At 67.7% G+C, this 22,491-nt stretch carries 20 protein-coding genes and 1 pseudogene; 12 read left to right on the top strand and 9 right to left on the bottom strand.

The features are described from left to right. A pseudogene (locus tag A5779_RS21995) lies at positions 1–564 on the bottom strand (molybdate ABC transporter permease subunit); the annotation flags it as partial. Between the two features lie 178 nt (positions 565–742). Between A5779_RS21995 and A5779_RS22000 the strand changes: the two are divergent. From A5779_RS22000 to A5779_RS22010, 3 genes are all read left to right on the top strand, one after another. After that, positions 743–1,417: an SDR family oxidoreductase gene (locus A5779_RS22000; RefSeq protein ID WP_064885613.1), complete on the top strand. Its 675-nt coding sequence runs from the start codon at positions 743–745 to the stop codon at positions 1,415–1,417. Positions 1,418–1,435: 18 nt separating this feature from the next. Further along, positions 1,436–2,362 (top strand): LLM class F420-dependent oxidoreductase, encoded by a 927-nt coding sequence (locus A5779_RS22005; RefSeq protein WP_064885615.1) that lies wholly within the window; start codon positions 1,436–1,438, stop codon positions 2,360–2,362. Positions 2,363–2,460: 98 nt separating this feature from the next. Continuing rightward, positions 2,461–3,834 (top strand): type II NADH:quinone oxidoreductase Ndh, encoded by a 1,374-nt coding sequence (locus tag A5779_RS22010; RefSeq protein WP_064885617.1) that lies wholly within the window; start codon positions 2,461–2,463, stop codon positions 3,832–3,834. On the opposite strand, the gene A5779_RS22015 is transcribed toward A5779_RS22010, so the two are convergent. The 8 genes from A5779_RS22015 to A5779_RS22050 form a co-directional block, all read right to left on the bottom strand. Beyond that, a complete protein-coding gene (locus A5779_RS22015) occupies positions 3,831–4,478 on the bottom strand; it encodes an urease accessory protein UreD (protein ID WP_064885619.1) in 648 nt (215 codons plus the stop codon). The genes A5779_RS22010 and A5779_RS22015 overlap by 4 nt on opposite strands. Continuing rightward, positions 4,478–5,164, bottom strand: a complete 687-nt coding sequence (gene ureG / locus A5779_RS22020; RefSeq protein ID WP_064885620.1) for an urease accessory protein UreG — start codon at positions 5,162–5,164, stop codon at positions 4,478–4,480. The genes A5779_RS22015 and ureG overlap by 1 nt, the downstream gene beginning before the upstream one ends. Positions 5,165–5,193: 29 nt before the next feature. Further along, positions 5,194–5,829 (bottom strand): urease accessory protein UreF, encoded by a 636-nt coding sequence (locus tag A5779_RS22025; RefSeq protein ID WP_064885622.1) that lies wholly within the window; start codon positions 5,827–5,829, stop codon positions 5,194–5,196. A 15-nt stretch (positions 5,830–5,844) separates the two neighbouring features. Beyond that, complete coding sequence (locus A5779_RS22030) at positions 5,845–7,566, bottom strand: urease subunit alpha (protein ID WP_064885624.1); 1,722 nt, start codon at positions 7,564–7,566, stop codon at positions 5,845–5,847. Next, on the bottom strand, positions 7,563–7,877 hold the full coding sequence (locus A5779_RS22035; protein WP_064885626.1) for an urease subunit beta: 315 nt from the start codon (positions 7,875–7,877) through the stop codon (positions 7,563–7,565). The genes A5779_RS22030 and A5779_RS22035 overlap by 4 nt, the downstream gene beginning before the upstream one ends. After that, the gene (locus A5779_RS22040) at positions 7,877–8,179 is read right to left on the bottom strand and encodes an urease subunit gamma (RefSeq protein ID WP_064885628.1); all 303 of its coding nucleotides are present in this window, start codon (positions 8,177–8,179) and stop codon (positions 7,877–7,879) included. Before A5779_RS22040 ends, A5779_RS22035 begins: the two co-directional genes overlap by 1 nt. Positions 8,180–8,251: 72 nt before the next feature. Continuing rightward, positions 8,252–8,653, bottom strand: coding sequence for a PaaI family thioesterase (locus tag A5779_RS22045; protein WP_082448985.1), 402 nt, complete (start codon positions 8,651–8,653; stop codon positions 8,252–8,254). Between the two features lie 156 nt (positions 8,654–8,809). Then, positions 8,810–9,580: a hypothetical protein gene (locus tag A5779_RS22050; protein WP_064885630.1), complete on the bottom strand. Its 771-nt coding sequence runs from the start codon at positions 9,578–9,580 to the stop codon at positions 8,810–8,812. Between the two features lie 224 nt (positions 9,581–9,804). Between A5779_RS22050 and A5779_RS22055 the strand changes: the two genes are divergently transcribed. From A5779_RS22055 to A5779_RS22095, 9 genes are all read left to right on the top strand, one after another. Next, complete coding sequence (locus tag A5779_RS22055; protein ID WP_064885632.1) at positions 9,805–10,221, top strand: BlaI/MecI/CopY family transcriptional regulator; 417 nt, start codon at positions 9,805–9,807, stop codon at positions 10,219–10,221. A 14-nt stretch (positions 10,222–10,235) separates the two neighbouring features. Beyond that, positions 10,236–11,207: a M56 family metallopeptidase gene (locus A5779_RS22060; protein ID WP_064885634.1), complete on the top strand. Its 972-nt coding sequence runs from the start codon at positions 10,236–10,238 to the stop codon at positions 11,205–11,207. Positions 11,208–11,258: 51 nt separating this feature from the next. Continuing rightward, a complete protein-coding gene (gene gndA, locus A5779_RS22065) occupies positions 11,259–12,725 on the top strand; it encodes an NADP-dependent phosphogluconate dehydrogenase (protein WP_064885635.1) in 1,467 nt (488 codons plus the stop codon). A 46-nt stretch (positions 12,726–12,771) separates the two neighbouring features. Then, positions 12,772–14,208, top strand: coding sequence for a GuaB1 family IMP dehydrogenase-related protein (locus A5779_RS22070; RefSeq protein WP_064885637.1), 1,437 nt, complete (start codon positions 12,772–12,774; stop codon positions 14,206–14,208). A 225-nt stretch (positions 14,209–14,433) separates the two neighbouring features. After that, a complete protein-coding gene (locus A5779_RS22075; protein ID WP_064885639.1) occupies positions 14,434–15,801 on the top strand; it encodes a hemolysin family protein in 1,368 nt (455 codons plus the stop codon). Beyond that, the gene (locus A5779_RS22080) at positions 15,794–16,903 is read left to right on the top strand and encodes a hemolysin family protein (protein ID WP_064885641.1); all 1,110 of its coding nucleotides are present in this window, start codon (positions 15,794–15,796) and stop codon (positions 16,901–16,903) included. Before A5779_RS22075 ends, A5779_RS22080 begins: the two co-directional genes overlap by 8 nt. A gap of 75 nt (positions 16,904–16,978) precedes the next feature. Then, positions 16,979–17,896, top strand: coding sequence for a hypothetical protein (locus A5779_RS22085; protein WP_064885643.1), 918 nt, complete (start codon positions 16,979–16,981; stop codon positions 17,894–17,896). A gap of 78 nt (positions 17,897–17,974) precedes the next feature. After that, a complete protein-coding gene (locus A5779_RS22090; protein WP_064885645.1) occupies positions 17,975–20,173 on the top strand; it encodes a malate synthase G in 2,199 nt (732 codons plus the stop codon). Positions 20,174–20,228: 55 nt separating this feature from the next. Then, on the top strand, positions 20,229–22,481 hold the full coding sequence (locus A5779_RS22095) for a substrate-binding domain-containing protein (RefSeq protein ID WP_064885647.1): 2,253 nt from the start codon (positions 20,229–20,231) through the stop codon (positions 22,479–22,481). The last annotated feature ends 10 nt before the right edge of the window (positions 22,482–22,491 follow it).

The raw sequence follows: 22,491 nt of genomic DNA on the forward strand, positions 1-22,491 counted from the left end.
CCCCCCCCCCCCCCCCCCCCCCCCCCCCCCCCCCCCCCCCGCCCCCCCCCCCCGCCCCCCCCCCCCCCCCGCCACGACCTCGAAATCGGTGCCCGCGGTGCGCGCAGCGCCCTCCAGCGAGATGACCAGGAACGGCAGCGAGACGAAGGTCTGCGCGAGCACCACCGCCACCGTCGTGAACGCGATGTGCACCCCGGCGGCCTCCAGGTAGCGGCCCACCAACCCGAGCCGCCCGAATGCGTACAGCAGCGCGATGCCACCGACCACCGGCGGCAGCACCAGCGGCAACAGGATCAACGGTCGCACGATCCGGGTGACCGAACCTGAGCTGCGGGCCAGCACCAGGGCCAACGGGACCCCGAACAGCACGCACAACACCGTGCTGGCCAGCGACGTCTTCAGGCTGAGCGTCAACGCCGCCGTGGACGACGGACTGGAGATCAGCGACCCGAACTGCGGCCAGTCCACCTTTGCCACCATCGCCACCAGGGGCAGCACGACAAAGATCGTGCCCACCGCGGCAGGGACATAGATCCAGCGCGGAAGACGTGGTGAATTCGTCACGATGCGGCCCCACCGACCACGTCGACGCAGGTCGCAGCGCTGGGTCGGATCATCTCGGCAACCTTATGCGAGCCGTCCCTGGGCGCGCCGAGTTTCCTGACCTAGCTACTGTCCAGTAACATTGGCCGATGGTCGCCCCCGTCCGGTGCGGTGACCCCCAGGTACATGGAGGTACATCATGGCGGAGGTGCTGGTCACCGGCGGCGACACCGAACTCGGCCGCGCGATTGCGGCAGGTTTCCTCGATGCCGGCCACAACGTGATCATCGCCGGCGCCCGCCGCGAGGATCTCGAGTTGACGGCCAAGCAGCTCGACATCGCCTCGATCGTGTTCGACAACACCGATCCCGCCAGCGTCGAGACCGTCCGCACGCAGTTCCCCCACCACCTCGACACCCTGGTCAACGTCCCGGCCCCGCAGTTCGAGGCCAAGGACCCCCGCACCTTCACGCTGGCCGATCAGGCCACCGCCTGGCGCCACGCCCTGGATGCCACCGTGATCTCGGCCGTGCTGACCGTGCAGATCGTGGGTGACCAGTTGCGCTCGGGCGGTTCGATCGTCAACGTCGTGCCCGCCAGCCCGCGCGAAGGCAGCATCGAAGCCGCCGTCAAGGCAGCCCTCGGCGACTGGACCGCGGGTCAGGCCGCGTACTTCGGCACCCGCGGTATCACCGTCAACGCCATCGCTCCCGGCCTCTCGGCCGAGCCCGGCTACGACGGCCTCGGCGCCACGCCGCCTTCGGTCGCCGACGAGTTCGCCCGTCTCGCAGTATTTTTGAGCACGCCGGCAGCTCGCCACATCACCGGGCAGACGATGCACGTCAGCCGCGGTTCCATGGCAACCCTGGGATAGCGCGCTAGGGTCGGAGAAGTGACAATCCGACTCGGACTCCAGATCCCCAACTTCTCCTACGGCACCGGCGTTTCCGAACTCTTCCCGACCGTCATCGCCCAGGCACAGGAAGGCGAGGCCGCCGGCTTCGACTCCGTCTTCGTGATGGATCACTTCTACCAGCTCCCCGGTCTGGGCACCCCGGACCAGCCGATGCTGGAGGCCTACACGGCACTCGGTGCGCTGGCGACCGCGACGCAGAATGTGCAGCTCGGCACCCTGGTCACCGGCAACACATACCGCAACCCGACCTTGCTGGCCAAGGCGATCACCACGCTCGACGTGATCAGCCAGGGCCGCGCAATCCTCGGCATCGGCACCGGCTGGTTCGAACTCGAACACGACAGCCTGGGTTTCGAATTCGGCACGTTCACCGAGCGGTTCAAGAAGCTCGATGAGGCACTGCAGATCATCGTGCCGATGCTCGAGGGCAAGCGCGCGACGTTCAGCGGCACCTACTACCGGACCGAGGAGGCATTCGCCGAACCTCGCTTCCGCGACCACATTCCGCTGATGATCGGCGGCAGCGGCGAGAAGAAGACGATCCCGTTGGCGGCCCGGCACTTCGACCACCTCAACATCATCGCGAACTTCGACGAGCTACCCCGCAAGCTCGATGTGATCCGGCAGCAGTGCGAGCAGATCGACCGGGACCCGGCGACGCTGGAGACCAGCATGCTGGTGATTGCGTTGATCGGCGAGCACTTCACCGCCGATGCCATCCCACCCGACTTCCAGCAACGTGCCGTGTTCGGCAGCGCCGAGCAGATCGCCGAACAGCTGAAGACCAAGCTCTTCGACACCGGGGTCGACGGGGTCATCCTCAGTCCGGTGACCATGGGCGGTTACGTGCCCGGCGGCATCACCGAGGTCGCCGAGGCATTGAAACCCCTGATATCCGGGTAAACATTCGGTTCGGTTGCCCATCTCACCGCACAGGTCGGAATGGCGCCGACTAACCTAACGGTTATTACGAGTGGCAAACACGTTCGCGAGGAGCAGCAATGAGCCATCCCGGAGCTACGGCATCGGATCGGCATAAGGTAGTCATCATCGGATCGGGTTTCGGCGGTCTGACCGCCGCCAAGACCCTCAAACGTGCCGACGTCGACGTCAAGCTGATCGCCCGCACCACGCACCACCTGTTCCAGCCGCTGCTGTACCAGGTGGCCACCGGCATCATCTCCGAGGGCGAGATCGCGCCCGCCACCCGCGTGATCCTGCGTAAGCAGAAGAACGCCCAGGTGCTGTTGGGCGACGTGACCCACATCGATCTGGAGAACCAGACGGTGGATTCAGTGCTGTTGGGGCACACGTACTCCACCCCGTACGACAGCCTCATCATCGCCGCAGGCGCCGGACAGTCCTACTTCGGCAACGACCATTTCGCCGAGTTCGCGCCCGGCATGAAGTCCATCGACGATGCGCTGGAGCTGCGCGGCCGCATTCTCGGTGCGTTCGAGCAGGCCGAGCGCTCCAGCGACCCGGTTCGCCGGGCCAAGCTACTCACCTTCACGGTGGTGGGCGCGGGCCCGACGGGCGTGGAGATGGCCGGGCAGATCGCCGAATTGGCTGATCAGACCCTGCGCGGCAGCTTCCGCCACATCGATCCGACCGAGGCCCGGGTGATCCTGCTCGACGCCGCACCGGCGGTGCTGCCGCCGATGGGGCCGAAGCTCGGCAAGCGGGCCCAGGAACGGCTCGAGAAGATGGGCGTCGAGGTTCAGCTCGGTGCCATGGTGACCGACGTCGACCGCAACGGCCTGACAGTCAAGGACTCTGACGGCACGCTGCGGCGTATCGAATCGGCCTGCAAGGTGTGGTCGGCCGGTGTGTCGGCCAGCCCGCTCGGTAAGGACCTGGCCGAACAGTCCGGAGTCGAGCTGGACCGGGCCGGTCGGGTCAAGGTGGAGCCGGACCTGACACTCCCGGGCCATCCCAATGTCTTCGTTGTCGGCGACATGGCCGCGATGGAGGGTGTGCCCGGCGTCGCCCAGGGCGCGATCCAGGGCGGCCGCTACGCCGCCAAGCTGATCAAGCGCGAGGTCGCAGGCACCAGCCCGAAGATCCGAGCCCCGTTCGAGTACTTCGACAAGGGCTCGATGGCGACCGTGTCGCGGTTCTCGGCAGTGGCCAAGGTCGGCCCGGTCGAGTTCTCCGGGTTCTTCGCCTGGGTGTGCTGGCTGGTGCTGCACCTGGTGTACATCGTCGGATTCAAGAGCCGTCTGGTGACTGTGCTGTCGTGGGGCGTGACCTTCCTGAGCACCAAGCGCGGGCAGCTCACCATCACCGAACAGCAGGCCTACGCCCGCACCAGGATCGAGGAACTCGAAGAGATCGCTGCCTCGGTCCAGGAGACCGAGCGGGCCGCGTCCTAGAGCCCTGGGACCTCAGGGGGCAGCCGGTCACCTTGCCAGGTGGCCAGGCTGCCACCGGCGGCCAGCGCCAACAAGGTGCCCTGTGCCTCGAACACGGGTTCCGGGTAACGCAATTCGCTGATGCAGGCCCGAGGGGCGGCCAACACGTCGTCACCCACTGCGCCGCGGCCCAGTTCGATCCGATGCCGCAACAACGGCGTCGAGCCGACGTCGGCATGCATCGCCGACGACCAGTTACCCTCCTGCTCACCGGATCTGCCGATCTGAACCCGTTCACGAATCCGCACCTGCGCAGCCTGGGCCAGCCGTAGTCGCGTGGTGGTGCGGTGCGCCGAACCTCCCGCAACGACGGTCGGCTGCGGATCGAGGTCCAACTGCCCGGCGATCTCAAGCTCCCAGTGCGCAGCCGACCGCAACGTGGCGGCGCCGGGCAGCACCATGGTTGCCGCGGCGGTGCGAATCCGCAGCCGGGCACCGGCTTCCACCACCACCCGCACCGTGACGGTGTCGCCGCCGAGTGGGGTGGCGGCCGTCGAGACCAGATGCACCGTGCCCGTTTCGGTGCACCGTCCGGCCAGCCCGCCGCGGGCCTCGATCCGCGGCAGCCGCCCCGGCGAGGCCGTGATGGCGACTTCGGAGTGCATCACGACGACGTTGCCTGCACGACCTTCAACTGTTCACGCACCCAAGTCAGCACCGGCCCCGCGGATGGATCCTCGGTCAGTGAGATCAGCGCCGTCGGGCGGTCTGCTCGCACCTTGGCCGCATCGCGGCGCATCACGTCCAGATCAGCACCCACCATCGGGGCCAGGTCGGTCTTGTTGACCACCAACAGGTCCGAGAACGTCACGCCCGGGCCACCCTTCCGCGGCACCTTGTCTCCCCCGGCCACGTCGATCACGAAGATCTGCACGTCGACCAGACCCGACGAGAACGTCGCGGTGAGGTTGTCGCCACCGGATTCGACGAGGATGAGATCCAGCGCGGAGTTGGCGTCGATCAGATCGTCGATCGCATCCAGGTTGGCGGTGATGTCATCGCGGATCGCGGTGTGCGGACATCCCCCGGTCTGCACCGCGGCGATCCGCTCGTCGGGCAGCACCGCATGCCGGCGCAAGAAGTCGGCGTCTTCAGTGGTGTAGATGTCGTTGGTCAGCACCGCGAGCGACAACTCATCGCGCAACTGCCGGCACAACGCCGCCACCAGAGCGGTCTTTCCCGATCCCACCGGACCGCCCACACCGATGCGCAACGGCTCACCGGGCTGGCGGGCCCGCTTGGGCCGGTCTACGTGCGTGTGGGGTTCGCCGTCGAGGAAATGCGGTGGCATGGTGGACCTTTCGAGATTGCTGAGCAGAGTTACGAGACGAACAGCGGTCGGTCCCGTTCGGTGTGGCGTTGGGCCAGCACGTCGAGCAACGGGTCAGAGAGGTCGGCCAAACCGGTGGCCGCCTCGGCCGCCACCTCGTCGCACAACCCGGACAGCTCGAAGGTCAGGGCCGCGACATCGGCAGGATCCAAGGCGAGCAACCGCTGCGCGGCCGTCGCCGAACCGGTCATGGTGGTGTACACCACCGACAGGGCGGTCTGGTCCGGCGCCAGCGCCGCGGCTGCGCCGACCGCACCGGCGGCCACCGGCAGATGTGGCCGGGTTCCGAGCGTGTCCCACGACTGCTGCGGCCAGACCCGACGGGCCAGCCGGACCAGTCCGCGCCCCTGCGCGCGCGAGGCCTCCCGCGCCGCCGGAGCCGGGGTACGGGCGTCGGTTTCGGCGTCGGCCGCCCCGGCGTCCAGAGCACCGGTGTGCACCGCCACCGCCAGCGAGGCAGCGACCACTCCGTTGGTGCGGATGCGCCGGATCAGGTAGGCGCGCAACGTTGCGACGTCGGTGAGCAGACCACTGGTGACCGCCTCCTCGACGCCGCCGGAATGCACGTGTCCACCGGTCGGCAACCGTGAATCGGCCAGGGTCAGAAGCGTTGCCAGGCTGCTCATCTATCGGCCACTCATCTAGAACAGGAAATATCGTTGAGCCATGGGCAGTTCGACCGCGGGCTGCTCCTGCCACACCTGTCCGTCGATCCGCACGGTGAAGGTATCGGGCTCGACCTCGATGCGGGGCATCGCATCGTTGTGCGGCATCTGGGCCTTACCGACTTGCCGAACATTCTTGACCGCGGCCAATTTTCGACGAATGTCCAGGCGGTCCGCCAGACCGTCCTCGATCGCCTGCGGTGCGACGAAGTGCACCGAGGTGGCGGCCGCCGCGGCGGGAGCCGCCCCGAACATCGGCCGCGGCAGTACCGGTTGCGGCGTCGGGATCGAGGCATTGGCGTCACCCATCGCGGCCCACGCGATCATGCCGCCCTTGAGCACGGCGTGCGGACGCACGCCGAAGAATGCGGGTTCCCACAACACCAGGTCGGCCAGCTTGCCGACCTCGACCGATCCGATCTCCCCGTCGAGGCCGTGGGCGATGGCCGGGCAGATGGTGTATTTGGCGACATAGCGGCGCGCGCGGTTGTTGTCGGCCGGCCCGTCTCCCGCCAGGGCGCCGCGCCTGCGTTTCATCACGTGTGCGGTCTGCCAGGTCCGCAACACCACCTCGCCGATCCGGCCCATCGCCTGCGAGTCGCTGCCGATCATCGAGATGGCCCCGATGTCGTGCAACAGGTCCTCGGCGGCGATCGTCGACGGCCGGATCCGGCTCTCGGCGAACGCCAGATCCTCGGGCACACTCGGGTTGAGGTGGTGGCACACCATCAACATGTCGAGGTGCTCGTCGAGGGTGTTGACCGTGTGCGGCCGCGTCGGATTCGTCGAACTGGGCAGCACATTGGGGTGGGCGGCGACGGTGATGATGTCGGGCGCGTGCCCGCCACCGGCTCCTTCGGTGTGATACGCGTGGATGCTGCGGCCCTTGATGGCGGCCAGGGTGTCCTCGACGAAGCCTGCCTCATTCAGGGTGTCCGTGTGGACATTGACCTGCACCCCCGCGGCTTCGGCGACGGTGAGACAGGCGTCGATGGCCGCCGGGGTGGTCCCCCAGTCCTCGTGCAGCTTGAAACCTGCTGCGCCACCGCGCAACTGCTCCCACATCGCCTCGGAGCTGACGGTGTTGCCCTTGCCGAGAAGGGCGACGTTGAGCGGCCAGGAATCCAGCGCTTCGAGCATCCGGGCCAGATGCCACGCTCCCGGCGTGACCGTGGTGGCCTTACTGCCCTCGGCCGGACCGGTGCCGCCGGCCACGATGGTGGTGATGCCGCCGCCGAGGGCCTCCTCCATGAGCTGCGGACAGATCAGGTGAACGTGACAGTCGATCGCTCCGGCGGTCAGGATGCGACCGTTGCCCGCGATGATCTCGGTCGATGGGCCGACGACCAGGGCCGGATGCACTCCCGTCATGATGTCGGGGTTGCCGGCCTTGCCGATCCCCACGATGCGCCCATCGCGGATCCCGATGTCTGCCTTGATGATTCCCCAGTGGTCGATGATCACCGCGCCGGTGATGACGGTGTCGGGTGCGCCGTCTGCGCGGGTCGCCCTCGACTGCCCCATCGACTCGCGCAGCACCTTGCCGCCGCCGAACACCGCCTCGTCGCCGGCGCGCTCGGGCCCGCCGCTGCGGTCCTCGGTGATCTCGACGAACAGGTCGGTGTCGGCCAGCCGGATCCGGTCACCCGCGGTGGGGCCGAACAGCGCGGCGTAGCGCGCCCGGGTCAGTTCGCTCATGGGATGTCCAATCGGCCGGGCGCGTCGAAGCTGATGCCGTGCACCTCGCGGGCGCCGCCCAACGGGACCAATGAAACCCGCTGGGCCACACCGGGTTCGAAACGAACGGCAGTACCGGCCGGGATGTCGAGGCGGTGTCCGCGGGCGGCGGACCGGTCGAAGTCCAACGCGCCGTTGGCCTGCGGCAGGTGTACATGGCTACCGACCTGCACCGGACGGTCACCCGTATTGACCACATCGAGGATCAGCCGTGGCGCACCGGCATTGAGCGCGATGCCGCCGTCGCCGAACACGATCTCGCCGGGGATCATCACGCGATCGGGTGGTGGACGGTGACCAGCTTGGTGCCGTCGGGGAAAGTGGCCTCGACCTGGACGTCGTCCAGCATCTCGGGCACCCCCTCCATGACCTCCCCGCGGGTCAGCACATCGCGTCCGCTCACCATCAACTCGGCGACCGTGCGGCCGTCACGCGCGCCCTCCAGCAGGTGATCGGTGATCACCGCGACGGCCTCGGGATGGTTGAGCAGTAAGCCACGAGCCTGTCTGCGCCGAGCCAGGTCTGCGGCATACGAGATGAGCAGGCGGTCCTGCTCATGCGGGGTCAAACGCATAGTGCGCGATATTGCCATGGCGAGCGGGTTTCGGCAGCGCTCGCCCGGCCCGCACGACGGACGCCGGAAGACCTACTCGGCGATGTTCTGCAGTCGCACCTGACCGCGCGCCACGAGCTTGTCGTTCTCGTCGGTGATGGTGATCAGCCACAGTTGCTGCCGGCGACCCCGGTGGATTGGCGTGGAAACTGCTGTGACAGTGCCCGATCCGATGGCGCGCAGGAAATCGGTGTTGTTGTTGACCCCGACAACGGTGCCGCCGCCGTTCTCCGACAGCCAGATGTGGCCGGACACGCTGGCCAGGCTCTCGACGATCGAGCAGTACACGCCGCCGTGGACGATGCCCCAGGGCTGCAGCAGCTTGTCGTGGATCTCCAGCTGTGCGCGGCCGCCGTCGGGGGTGAGCTCGAGATAGGTCAGGCCCAGTTCGGTGTCGAAACCTTTGCCCAAACCTTCAGGGGTATCAGTGGTCACAGCCCTCGTGTCTACACGCCGTATCTCCATAAAGATGCGGGCGGGTCCCGCGTATCAAACGCGGGACCCGCCCTCGAGCGGACCGGGGGTCTCTGCAGCCCTCAGGACTCCGGCGCGGTCCGTTAGTCTCGTATCTACATACTAGGCAAGGCTATCCTAATTAAGCAAGACCTTCCCCGCCCGGCCACTGCCACGAACCGGCAGACCAAAGCCGACCAGGGCGTCGAGGACCGCCTGACCGCGCCGCATGCTCACGACCTCACTCGAGCCGGCGAGCAGTGGGACCTGCGTGGCGGCACCGACCACCGCCGCGCCCACCATGTGCCACATCGCTGCGATCGACATCGCGCCGTCACTGATGTCCACCAGGCGGCTGAACAAGGGTTCGAGCGCGCGATGACTGCGATGAGCCACCCAGGTGGTCAGCGCCGCCTCACTGGGCAACGCGACGATCCCGTCACGGCAGGCACTGGTGAAGCGCGCGACCCGGCCGCAGTAGTGGGGATCCTCCGGCAGACCGCGCAGGGTCGGGTCGACCACGCCGACCCAGTCGATCGCACCCTCGGAGTCGACATGGACCCACAGGTTCTCCAGGCCGGTGTCCCAGGCGCGGCCCTCCAACACCAGCAGCGGCACGACCCGGCCGATCACGACATGAATGAACGTGGCAGCCAGCTGCTGGGCGACCGCGGCACGATTACCTGTCTCCTCCATCGCGGCGTCGAACATGCTCTGCAACCGGTCGGCGGACAGCGCCTCGGCCAACGGCCACCACCGCCTACGTGAGAGGTCACCCACCACGGCCACGCCGTAGACCCGCGGACACTCCGGATACAGCTCACGTAAACGCCGACTCGACTCGTGCAGCGGCAGCGTCCGCTCGATGGCCATACCCGCGATCAGCGGATCTTCGATCAAGACCGTCATGTCACCTCCGAAGGCTCCTGTTTGAGTTAGGTTAGCCTTACTATAGTCACGTGAAGGATGAGAGCTACCCCCTGTGACTCGATTCACAGCAGGCCCCAGATATGGCGCTGACCTTGCCCTAACCCGATGCAGAAGGCGGTCCGGAGCGCGACCTCAGATGCATACGACGCGCGGTAGTAAACCCGTAGTACGCTGGCTTTACTGCTCAGGAGAGTGAACGGAACATGGCCAAAATGACGCGTCTCGGGGAGCTTGAGCGCGAGGTGATGGACCACTTGTGGTCTGCACCCGAACCCCAAACCGTGCGCCAAGTCCATGAGGCGCTGGCCGCCCGCCGCGACTTGGCCTACACCACGATCATGACCGTGCTGCAACGACTTGCGAAGAAGAACCTGGTCGTACAGCACCGCGATGACCGTGCGCACCGCTATGCGCCCACAAATGGGCGCGACGAGCTGGTCGCCGGCCTCATGGTCGACGCGCTCGACCAGGCCGCAGACTCGGGTAGCCGGCAGGCCGCGCTGGTCCATTTCGTCGAAAGAGTCGGCGTCGACGAGGCTCAGGCCTTGCGTCGCGCATTGGCCGAACTGGAGAGCAAGCACCAGCTGCGCCCACCGGCTGGCAATTCGGGCCCTGCCTGAGAGAGACTTACGGCGTGTCCGCGCTGGCCTTCATTCTCGTCGCGCTGGCCCTCGTGGGGCCGGTACCGGCGGTGCTGGCGCGTGCGGCCTGGCCACTACGCGCCCCGCGTGCGGCAATCGTGCTGTGGCAGTCGGTCGCACTGGCCGCAGTGCTGTCCGCTTTCTCGGCCGGTATCGCGATCGCCAGCCGCCTGTTCGTTCCCGGTCCGGATGGCCGGCCGACCGCGACCATCACCAGTGAGATCAGGGCCCTCGGTTGGCCGTTATGGCTGCTCTACGTCGTGGTGTTCACGCTGACGCTGTTCATCGGCGGCCGGCTCTGTGTAGCCGTGATCCAGGTGGCGGTGGCCACCCGGCGCCGGCGCGCCCATCACCGCATGATGGTCGACCTGCTCAGCAAGTCCCGCGATGCGGTGCCCGCCCATCTCTGTACGGCACACCGGCCGTTCGCCGGTGACGGACTGCGCATCCTCGATGTCGCGCAGCCACTCGCCTACTGCCTACCCGGCGTCCGCAGTCGCGTCGTGGTGAGCGAGGGAACGCTCACCACGTTGTCCGACAACGAGGTTGCCGCGATCCTCACCCATGAACGGGCCCACCTGCGCGCCCGGCATGATCTGGTCCTGGAGATGTTCACCGCCGTCCACGCCGCCTTCCCGCGGTTCGTCCGCAGCGCCAACGCGCTGGACGCGGTCCGGTTGCTGATCGAGCTGCTGGCCGACGATGCCGCGGTCCGCACGGCAGGCCCCACTCCCCTGGCCCGGGCGCTGGTCGCCTGCGCGAGCGGCCGCACCCCCTCAGGCGCACTGGCTGCCGGCGGGCCCACCACCGTGATCCGCGTGCGACGCCTCGGCGGCAAGCCCAACAGCGTCGCCATGGCCGTCACCGCGTATCTGGCCGCGGCCGCCGTTCTGGTGGTCCCCACCGTCGCCGTCGCCGTTCCCTGGCTCACCGAGCTTCACCGCCTGTTCGCCGGGCTGGGATAAACCCCTGTCCAACAGGCGTTCTGACACAACAAAACAACGAAAGGCTGCGGCATGACGTCGTCAAGCACACCGTCCAGCACCACCGGTACCGCGCAGATCGGAGTCACCGGCCTGGCCGTGATGGGCTCCAATCTCGCCCGCAACTTCGCCCACCACGGCTATACCGTCGCGCTGCACAACCGGTCGATCGCCAAAACCGATGCGCTGCTGGCCGAGCACGGCTCCGAGGGCAAGTTCGTGCGCAGCGAGACGATCGCGGAATTCCTTGACGCCCTGGAGAAGCCACGCCGGGTGATCATCATGGTCAAGGCCGGCGATCCGACCGATGCGGTGATCAACGAGCTGGCCGACGCCATGGAGCCCGGCGACATCATCATCGACGGCGGCAACGCCCTCTACACCGACACCATCCGCCGGGAGAAGGCGATCCGCGAGCGCGGGCTGCACTTCGTCGGCGCAGGTATCTCCGGCGGTGAGGAAGGCGCGCTCAACGGCCCGTCGATCATGCCCGGCGGCCCCGCCGAGTCCTACAAGTCGCTCGGCCCGCTGCTGGAGGAGATCTCCGCACACGTCGACGGTGTGCCGTGCTGCACCCACATCGGCCCGGACGGCGCCGGACACTTCGTCAAGATGGTGCACAACGGCATCGAGTACTCCGACATGCAGCTGATCGGCGAGGCCTACCAGCTGCTGCGCGACGGGCTCGGCCTTGAGGCCGCACAGATCGCCGACGTGTTCACCGAGTGGAACAAGGGCGATCTGGACAGCTACCTGGTGGAGATCACCGCCGAGGTGCTGAGTCAGGTGGACGCCAAGACGGGCAAGCCGCTGGTGGACGTGATCGTCGACGAGGCCGAGCAGAAGGGCACCGGGCGCTGGACCGTGAAGTCCGCCCTCGACCTCGGCGTTCCCGTCACCGGCATCGCCGAGGCCGTGTTCGCCCGGGCGCTGTCGGGTTCGGTGCCCCAGCGCAAGGCCACCACCGGTCTGGCCTCCGGCGAGCTCGGCGACAAGCCTTCTGAATCAGCGCAATTCATCGACGATGTCAGAAAGGCGCTGTACGCCTCGAAGATCATCGCCTACGCCCAGGGCTTCAATCAGATCCAGGCCGGGTCGGCCGAGTACGGGTGGGGCATCACCCTGGGCGATATGGCCACCATCTGGCGCGGCGGCTGCATCATCCGGGCGAAGTTCCTCAACCGGATCAAGGAGGCATACGACGACGATGCCGACCTGGCCACCCTGATCGCCGCGCCGTACTTCCGTGACGCAGTCGAGGCGGGTATCGACAGTTGGCGCCGGGTCGTGATCAAGGCCACCGAGTTGGGAATTCCCGTCCCTGGCTTCGCCTCGTCGCTGTCCTACTACGACGCGTTGCGCACCGAGCGGCTGCCCGCGGCACTGACTCAAGGCCTGCGCGATTTCTTCGGCGCGCACACCTACGGGCGCACCGACGCCGAGCCCGGTCAGAAGTTCCACACGCTGTGGAGCGGCGACCGCAGCGAGGTTCAGGCCTAGATTCAGCGGCCATGACGGGGAAGCCCGCGCCACTAGACTCAAGGGCGTGAGGTTTCTCAACGGACACATCCCGCCGTACGACCTGACCTACAACGACGTGTTCGTCATCCCCGGCCGGTCGGATGTGGCGTCGCGGTTCGACGTCGACCTGTCCACCAACGACGGATCCGGCACCACCATCCCGGTGGTGGTGGCGAACATGACGGCGGTGGCGGGTCGGCGCATGGCCGAGACCATCGCGCGGCGCGGCGGCATCGTGGTGCTGCCGCAGGATCTGCCGAGCACCGTGGTGGCCGACACCGTGCAGTTCGTCAAGAGCCGCGATCTCGTGGTGGACACGCCCGTGACGCTGGGCCCCGACGACTCGGTGTCCGACGCCGCGGCGCTGCTGCACAAGCGTGCCCACGGGGCGGCGGTGGTGGTGTTCGAGGGGCGTCCGATCGGGCTGGTCACCGAGGCCAGCTGTGCCGGCGTTGACCGGTTCGCCCGCATCCGTGATGTCGCGGTGCCGGACTTCGTCACCGCTCCGGTGGGCACCGATCCGCGAAAGGTGTTCGACCTCCTCGAGCACGCACCCATCGACCTCGCGGTGCTCACCGAGGCGGACGGCTCCCTGGCCGGCGTGCTGACCCGCACCGCGGCGGTGCGGGCGGGTATCTACGCACCCGCCGTCGACGCGGCCGGGAAACTGCGCATCGCCGCAGCCGTCGGGATCAACGGCGATGTCGGCGCCAAGGCCCGCGCCCTGGCCGAGGCCGGGGTGGACCTGCTGGTCATCGACACGGCACACGGCCATCAACTCAAGATGCTCGACGCCATCAAGTCGGTGGCATCGTTGAACCTCGGCCTGCCGCTGGCGGCGGGCAACGTGGTCTCCGCCGACGGCACCCGCGACCTCATCGAGGCCGGCGCCTCGATCGTCAAGGTAGGAGTGGGCCCCGGCGCCATGTGCACCACCCGGATGATGACCGGCGTGGGACGCCCGCAGTTCTCAGCTGTCGTCGAATGTGCAGCTGCGGCAAAGGAACTCGGTGCGCACGTGTGGGCCGACGGCGGGGTCCGGCACCCGCGCGACGTGGCGCTGGCGCTGGCCGCCGGTGCCGCCAACGTGATGATCGGCTCCTGGTTCGCCGGAACCTATGAATCCCCGGGCGACCTGCTGCACGATCGGGAGGAACGGCCGTACAAGGAGAGTTACGGCATGGCTTCCAAACGTGCGGTGGCCGCCCGTACCGCCGGGGACAGCCAGTTCGACCGCGCCCGCAAGGCCCTGTTCGAAGAGGGCATCTCGTCCTCGCGGATGAGCCTCGACCCGGGGCGCGGCGGAGTCGAGGACCTGCTCGACCACATCACCTCGGGGGTGCGCAGCACCTGCACCTATGTCGGCGCAGGCACTCTCGCCGAACTGCACGAGAAAGTGGTGCTGGGCGTTCAGTCGGCCGCCGGTTTCGCCGAGGGGCATCCGCTGCCGACCGGATGGTGACCGCGATACTATTGAGGCTCGGAGTAAGGCGTCGACGGCTGCATATTGCCCGGTCGTCCGCCGCGACAGATCGAACGAAAGGGTTCACGTGCCGCAGGCACCCACCGAGGCCTCCGGTTCTGAACCGGCCTTCCGGGTGGAACACCAGTCACTTCTGAGCGCCGAAGCCGACGACCCCTCTCCTAGTCGGCCGGGCCCCCGGCCCGGCGTTCCCCTGGAGAGCTGATGGGCAGCTCAACGGACGTAATTTTCTCGTTGCTGTCGATCCTGGCGATCGTCCTCCTCACTCTCGGCACCGCGGTGTTCGTGGCCGCCGAGTTCTCCCTGACCGCACTGGAGCGCAGCACGGTCGAGGCCAACGCCCGCACCGGCGACCGCCGCGACCAACTGGTCCGCCGCGCGCACCGCACCTTGTCGTTCCAGCTCTCCGGCGCCCAGGTGGGCATCTCGATCACCACCCTGGCGACCGGTTACCTCGCCGAACCCGTGGTCGGCGAACTCATCCGCCCCGGCCTGGACGCCCTCGGTGTACCACCCAACGTGGCGTCCGGTCTGGCGCTGTTCCTGGCCATCCTCATCGCGACCTCGCTGTCCATGGTGTTCGGCGAACTCGTGCCAAAGAACCTGGCCGTGGCCCGCCCGGTCCCGACGGCACGTGCCGCAGCACCGCTCCAGCTGTTGTTCTCGATGCTGTTCACGCCGGTCATCCGGCTGACCAACGGCACGGCCAACTGGATCGTGCGCCGCCTCGGCGTCGAGCCGGCCGAGGAACTGCGCTCGGCACGTTCGGCCCAGGAACTGGCGTCGCTGGTCAGGAACTCGGCCCGCAGCGGGTCTCTCGATCCCACCACCGCGCTGCTGGTCCACCGCTCGCTGCAGTTCGGTGAGCGCACCGCCGAGGAACTGATGACCCCACGCTCCAAGATCGAGGTGCTCGACGCAGGCGATTCGGTGTCCGACCTGTTGGCCGTCGCGATCCGCACCGGGTACTCACGGTTCCCGATCGTCGAGGGCGACCTGGACGAGACCATCGGCGTCGTCCACGTCAAGCAGGTGTTCTCGGTTCCGCGCGAAGACCGGGACCGGACCCGGCTGGCCGGGCTGGCACTGCCCGTGGCCACGGTGCCGTCCACCCTCGACGGCGATGCCGTGATGACCCAGATCCGGGCCAACGGGTTGCAGACCGCACTGGTGGTCGACGAATACGGCGGCACCGCGGGCATGGTGACAGTCGAAGACCTGATCGAGGAGATCGTCGGCGACGTGCGTGACGAGCATGACGACGCCACCCCCGACGTGGTGCCTGCCGGCGCCGGCTGGCAGGTGTCCGGGCTGCTGCGCATCGACGAGGTCGCGACCGGCACCGGATTCCGTGCTCCCGAGGGCGAATACGAAACCATCGGCGGGCTGGTGCTGCAGGAACTCGGACACATACCCGAGACCGGCGAAGCCGTGGAGCTCATTGCGTTCGACCCGGACTGCGACCCGGACAAGCCGACTCGATGGCTGGCCACGGTGGTGCGGATGGACGGCCGCCGGATCGATCTGCTCGAACTGACCAGTCTCGGAGCGCGGGAGAACGGGCATGGGTGACATCCTCGGTGTGCTGCTGACGGTGCTGCTGCTGGCCGCCAACGCGTTCTTCGTGGCCGCGGAGTTCGCGCTGATCTCGGCCCGCCGGGACCGGCTGCAGGCACTCGCCGAGCAGGGCAAGCGCAGTGCGGTGACCGTCATCAGGGCGGGCGAGCACCTGTCGCTCATGCTGGCCGGCTCCCAGCTGGGCATCACGATCTGCTCGATCCTGCTGGGGCGGGTCGGCGAACCCGCCGTCGCTCATCTGCTGGAGAAACCCTTCGCGCTGATCGGCGTGCCCGACGCGGTTCTGCACACCGTCTCGTTCTTCATCGCCCTGGCCGTCGTGGTGACCCTGCACGTGCTGCTCGGCGAGATGGTGCCGAAGAACATCGCCATCGCGGGGCCCGAGACCGCCGCGATGCTGCTGGTCCCGCCGTACCTGGTGTACATCCGGGCGGCCCGGCCGTTCATCGCCTTCTACAACTGGTGCGCCAACGCCACACTGCGCGCGTTCCGGGTCGAACCGGTCGACGAGCTCGAATCGGCCGTCTCGACCGTCGAACTGTCGGAGATGATCGCCGAATCGGTGTCCGAGGGCCTGCTCGACACCGAGGAGCACGGTCGTTTGACGCGGGCCCTGCAAACACGCACCCGTACGGTCAGTGATGTCGCGATGCCGTTGGACGAGATCCACGCCATCCGGGTCGCCGCCCCGGGTTCGGGGCCCACCGTCGGGGATGTGGAGCGGGCACTGACCGACACCGGCTACTCGCGCTTCCCTGTTGCCGATTCCTTCGGCGAATTCATCGGGTACCTGCACATCAAGGATGTGTTGCCGCACATCAACGACCCCGATGCGGTGCTGGATCTGTCCATGGTGCGTCCGCTGCCGCGCGTCCCGGCCTCGTTGCCGCTGCCCGATGCGCTGTCCCGGATGCGACGCAGCAACAGTCACCTCGCGCTGGTCGTCAACGAGGAGAACCGCGAGGAGCAGGACGGTCCTGACGGTGCGAGCGATGCGCCCGCCGGTCCGGACGGGACCGTCACCGCGATGGTCGCGCTCGAGGACCTCGTCGAGGATCTGGTGGGCACTGTGCGAGACGGCACCCACCGCATCTGACCCGTCTGATCCTCCCTCGGATGCATCGGTAGGCTCGAGCCGCACGGCGGCGGCGGGCCACCCAGTGGAGGAGACATGGAAGGACGCGTTGGATCGGACGCGGCCGGACTGACCCTGCCGGATGCCGCCGAGGTCCTGGCGGGCCCGGATTGGGCGGCACGCGCCGAGTCACATCGGCGCCGCGCCGACGACTTCCTCACACCACACGTGCGTCGCCGACACGCCGGTGAGCCGCACCCGGTATGGGATTTCCTGTTCACCTACTACAGCCTGCGACCCCGTCAGCTGCGCCTGTGGCACCCCGGCTTCGGGGTGGTGCTGGCCGGCGGAGAGGCAGAGCCGTATCTGCGGCGCACAGGTTACGGTCCGCATCCGCACGGTGTCACGGTGCGGACCGACTACCTGCTTTCCCGCATCGAGACAGTCCGCTTCGTGGCTCGGTTGATGCGTGCCACCGCGGCGCGGGCGCCCCGGATGAACTGCTTCGGACTGCACGAGTGGGCCATGGTCTACCGGACTCCCCAGCTACGCCACGACAGGGTTCCACTGCGCCTCGGCGCCACCGGCACCGATGCCGTCGTCGAGTCAATGCCGTTGCGGTGCAGCCACTTCGATGCCTTCCGTTTCTTCACCGACTCCGCCGCGCCCCGCAACGACCGGCAACTGAGCCGCGAGCAACAGCTCGACACCGAGCAGCCCGGCTGCATCCACGCCGCCATGGACACCTACAAATGGGCGTACAAGCTGGGCCCTCTGGTGCCGTCGGAACTCGTGATGGACGCACTCGAACTGGCCGCCGACGCGCGGGCGGTCGATATGTGTGCCAGCCCATACGACTTGAGGCGCTATGGTTTCGAGCCGATCGCCATCGAAACACCGGCCGGGCGTGCCGAATACGTCAGGGCCCAGCAGCGCATCGCCGAACGGGCAGCGCCGTTGCGGATCACTCTGGCAAACCGGTGTGAGCTGTTGCTCACCAGGCTGGACGGCTGAAAGGCCGACGTTACCAATGGGTAAGCTGGATAAACGGCAGGCACCGCACGGTGCCTGGAGCCGAGGGAGGAAACGCGCATGACCAATCGCGTGACTGTCGGAAACCTGCGCGTGGCACAGGTGCTGCACGACTTCATCACCAACGAGGCACTGCCGGGCACCGGCGTCGACCCGGACAGCTTCTGGTCCGGTGTGGACAAGGTCGTCGCTGACCTCACCCCGAAGAATCAGGACCTGCTGGCCCGTCGCGACGATCTGCAGGCGCAGATCGACAAGTGGCACCGCGCTCATGTGCTCGAGCCGGTCGACCCCGAGGCCTACAAGCAGTTCCTCACCGATATCGGCTACCTGTTGCCGGAGCCCGCCGACTTCACCATCACCACCTCAGGCGTCGACGACGAGATCACCTCGACGGCCGGTCCGCAGCTCGTGGTGCCGATCCTCAACGCCCGCTTCGCGCTCAACGCCGCGAATGCCCGTTGGGGCTCGCTGTACGACGCGCTGTACGGCACTGACGTCATCAGTGAAGAGGACGGCGCCGAGAAGGGCTCGGGCTACAACAAGGTCCGTGGCGACAAGGTGATCGCCTACGCCCGCAACTTCCTGGACGAGGTCGTGCCGCTGGCCGCGGGAACCTGGGCCGAGGCCACCGGCCTGAAGATCGACGAAGGCCAGTTGCTGGTGGAGTACGGCGACGGCCTGTCCTCCGGCCTGGGCACCCCCGAGCAGTTCGTCGGCTACACCGGTGAGCTCGGCCAGCCGCAGTGGTCGGTGCTGCTGGCCAACCACGGCCTGCACATCGAGATCCTGGTCGACCCGGACTCCCCCATCGGCTCCACCGACGCCGCGGGCATCAAGGACGTCGTGCTGGAATCCGCGATCACCACGATCATGGACTTCGAGGACTCGGTGGCCGCCGTCGACGCCGACGACAAGGTGCTCGGCTACCGCAACTGGCTGGGCCTGAACCGGGGCGACCTGGCCGAAGAAGTCGCCAAGGGCGGCAAGACCTTCACCCGCGTGCTCAACCCGGACCGCACCTTCACCACTCCGGACGGCGAGGGTGAGCTCACCCTGCCCGGTCGCAGCCTGCTGTTCGTGCGCAACGTCGGGCACCTGATGACCAACGACGCGATCGTGGACGTTGATGGGAACGAGATCCCCGAAGGCATCCAGGACGCGCTGTTCACCGGCCTGATCGCCATGCACGGGCTCAAGGACGACGAGGCGAATGGCCCGCTGAAGAACAGCCGCACCGGCTCGGTCTACATCGTCAAGCCCAAGATGCACGGCCCCGACGAGGTCGCCTTCACCTGTGAGCTGTTCGGTCGTGTCGAGGACGTGCTCGGCCTGCCCGGCGGCACCCTCAAGGTCGGCATCATGGACGAGGAACGCCGCACCACGGTCAACCTGAAGGCCAGCATCAAGGCCGCCGCCGACCGAGTGGTGTTCATCAACACCGGCTTCCTCGACCGCACCGGCGACGAGATCCACACCTCGATGGAGGCCGGCCCGATGATCCGCAAGGGCGCCATGAAGGCCCAGCCGTGGATCAAGGCGTACGAAGACAACAACGTCGACGTGGGCCTGGCCACCGGCCTGGCCGGCAAGGCCCAGATCGGCAAGGGCATGTGGGCCATGACCGATCTGATGGCCGACATGGTCGAGCAGAAGATCGGCCAGCCCAAGGCCGGTGCCACCACCGCCTGGGTTCCCTCGCCGACCGCTGCCACCCTGCACGCGATGCACTACCACCAGGTGGACGTCGAGGCCGTGCAGAAGGAACTGACCGGCAAGAAGCGTGCCACCATCGAAGAGCTGCTGACCATCCCGCTGGCGGACTCCTCACTGACCTGGTCGCCCGAGGAGATCCACGAAGAGGTCGACAACAACTGCCAGTCGATCCTGGGCTACGTGGTCCGCTGGATCGATGCCGGCGTCGGCTGCTCGAAGGTGCCCGACATCCACAACGTCGCGCTGATGGAAGACCGCGCGACCCTGCGGATCTCGAGCCAGCTGCTGGCCAACTGGCTGCGTCACGGCGTCATCACCGAAGAGGACGTCAAGGCCAGCCTGCGCCGGATGGCCGCAGTCGTCGACGAGCAGAACGCCGGTGATCCCGACTACCTGCCGATGGCGCCCAACCCGGATGCCAGCATCGCGTTCGGCGCGGCACAGGAGCTGATCCTGTCGGGAGCAGCGCAGCCCAACGGTTACACCGAGCCGATCCTGCACCGGCGCCGCCGCGAGTTCAAAGCGAGCACCGCGGGGAAGTGATTAGACTTCGGCGGGTCCGGATGACTAGTCGGCGCGAGACGTACAGGGGTTAGGAATGGGCAGGCACAGCATTCCCGACCCTGAGGATGCACCCGACGAGCCCGATCACGGGCACGTCGGGGACTCCGATTACCGGGACGATTACGACCGTCCCCGCGGCGAGCAGTCCCGGTACGCCGAAGACGACTTCGACACGCCCGGGCGTCAGCCCGATCGCGGGTACCGGGACGCACCTGCCTACCGGGACGAGCCGGGCTACCGGGACGACCGCGGCTACCGCGCCGAACCCGAACCCGCGTACCGCGCACCGCAGTACGCCGACGGAGACGACGACTACGAATCGGACTATCACGACTCGGAGTACGCCGATTACGACGAAGCCGAGTACGTAGAGGAAGACGGGTTCGAGGACGAGTACGTCGACGGCTACCGCGACCAGTACGCCGCCGACGACTACGACGCGGAGTATGCCGACGATCAGCCGACCGCCCAGTTCGGTGCGGTCGGCGGTGTCGGTGATCCGCCGCCGCCGACCGGTCCGACCAGCCGCCAGCGTGGCGAGTGGGACGGTGAGTGGACCGGCAGCCACCGCGCAGTCGAGTCCGGGCGCCGAGGTGTCAGCGTCGGTGTGATCGTCGCACTGGTCACCGTGGTGGCCGTGGTCGGCGCGATGATCCTGTGGAAGTTCTTCGGTGACATGCTCGCCGGCCGCAGCGACGCTGCAGCCGCGCGCTGTGTCGACGGCGAACTCGGGGTCGCCGTGATCGCCGACCCGACCATCTCCTCCCGCATCGAGGGACTGGCCAACACGTACAACGAGTCGGTCAGCCCGGTGGGCGACCGCTGCGTCAAGGTGCGCGTGCAGTCCGCCGATTCTGATCGCGTGATCAGTGGCTTCGCCAACGCGTGGCCCAGCGAGCTCGGCGACCGTCCGGCACTGTGGATTCCGGCCAGCAGTATCGCCGAGGCACGGCTGGAGGCGACCGCGGGCGCCAAGACTGTCAGCGACAGCCGGTCCCTGGTCACCTCGCCGGTGCTACTTGCGGTCCGTCCGCAGCTCAAAGACGCCCTGGCACAACAGACCTGGGCCACCCTTCCCCAGCTGCAAAGCAGCCCGGCGGCGATGAACGCGCTCAAGCTGCCCGGTTGGGGCACGCTCAAACTTGCCCTGCCGACCCATAGCAATGGCGATGCCGCGTTGCTCGCTGCCGAGGCCGTCGCCGCGGCGACGGCTCCTTCGGGTGCGCCGGCCACGTCCGGTATGAGCGGCGTGAACAGCCTGTTCCACGGGCAGCCCAAACTCGACGACTCCGAGCTGGGCACCGCCTTCGACGCGTTGCTCAACGCCCCCGATGCGGCGACCGCGCCGGTGCACGCGGTGGCCACCACTGAGCAGCAACTGTTCCAGCGGGCCACCTCGGTCGACAACGTCAAGTCCTCGTTGGCCGGCTGGCTGCCGCCGGGTCCCACCGCCACCGCCGACTATCCGACAGTGCTGCTGTCCGGGGACTGGCTCGAGAAGGAACAGGTCACTGCGGCCAGCGAGTTCGCCCGCTACCTGCGCAAGCCTGAGCAGCTCGCCGAACTCGCCAAGGCCGGGTTCCGCGCCGAGGGCACGTCGCCGCCATCCAGCGATGTCACCAGTTTCAGCCAGCTCGCGGCACCGCTGTCGGTGGGCGACAACTCGATGCGGGTGACGCTGGCCAACGCCACTGCCACGCCGTCGGGGAACCCCGCGGTCACGATCATGCTCGACCAGTCGATGCCGACCGAAGAGGGTGGCAAGTCGCGCCTGGCCAACGTCGTGGCCGCGCTCGACGGCCGGCTCAAGGCACTGCCCGATACCGCCGCGGTCGGCCTCTGGACTTTTGACGGCACCGAGGGACGGTCGGAGATTTCAACCGGCCCGCTGGCCGAGCCGGTCAACGGACAGCGGCGCTCCGATGCGCTGATCTCGACGCTCGACGAGCAGTCCGCCTCGGGCGGCGGCGCGGTGTCGTTCACCACGCTCCGCATGCTCTATACCGAAGCGCTGTCGAAATACCGTGAGGGCCAGAGCAACTCAATCCTGTTGATCACCACCGGACCACACACCGATCAGAGTCTGGATGGGCCCGGGCTGCAGGACTACATCCGCGGCGCATTCGACCCGGCCCGTCCGATCGCGGTCAACGTGATCGACTTCGGTACAGGCTCGGACCGGGCCACGTGGGAGGCCGTCGCGCAGGCCACCAGCGGCACCTACCAGCATCTGGCCAGCTCGACCTCACCCGAGCTGGCCAGCGCGGTCAACACCATGCTGGGTTGATCCGCAGTAC

It is taken from the genome of Mycolicibacterium peregrinum, from assembly GCF_001665625.1.
Lineage (GTDB): Bacteria > Actinomycetota > Actinomycetes > Mycobacteriales > Mycobacteriaceae > Mycobacterium > Mycobacterium peregrinum_B.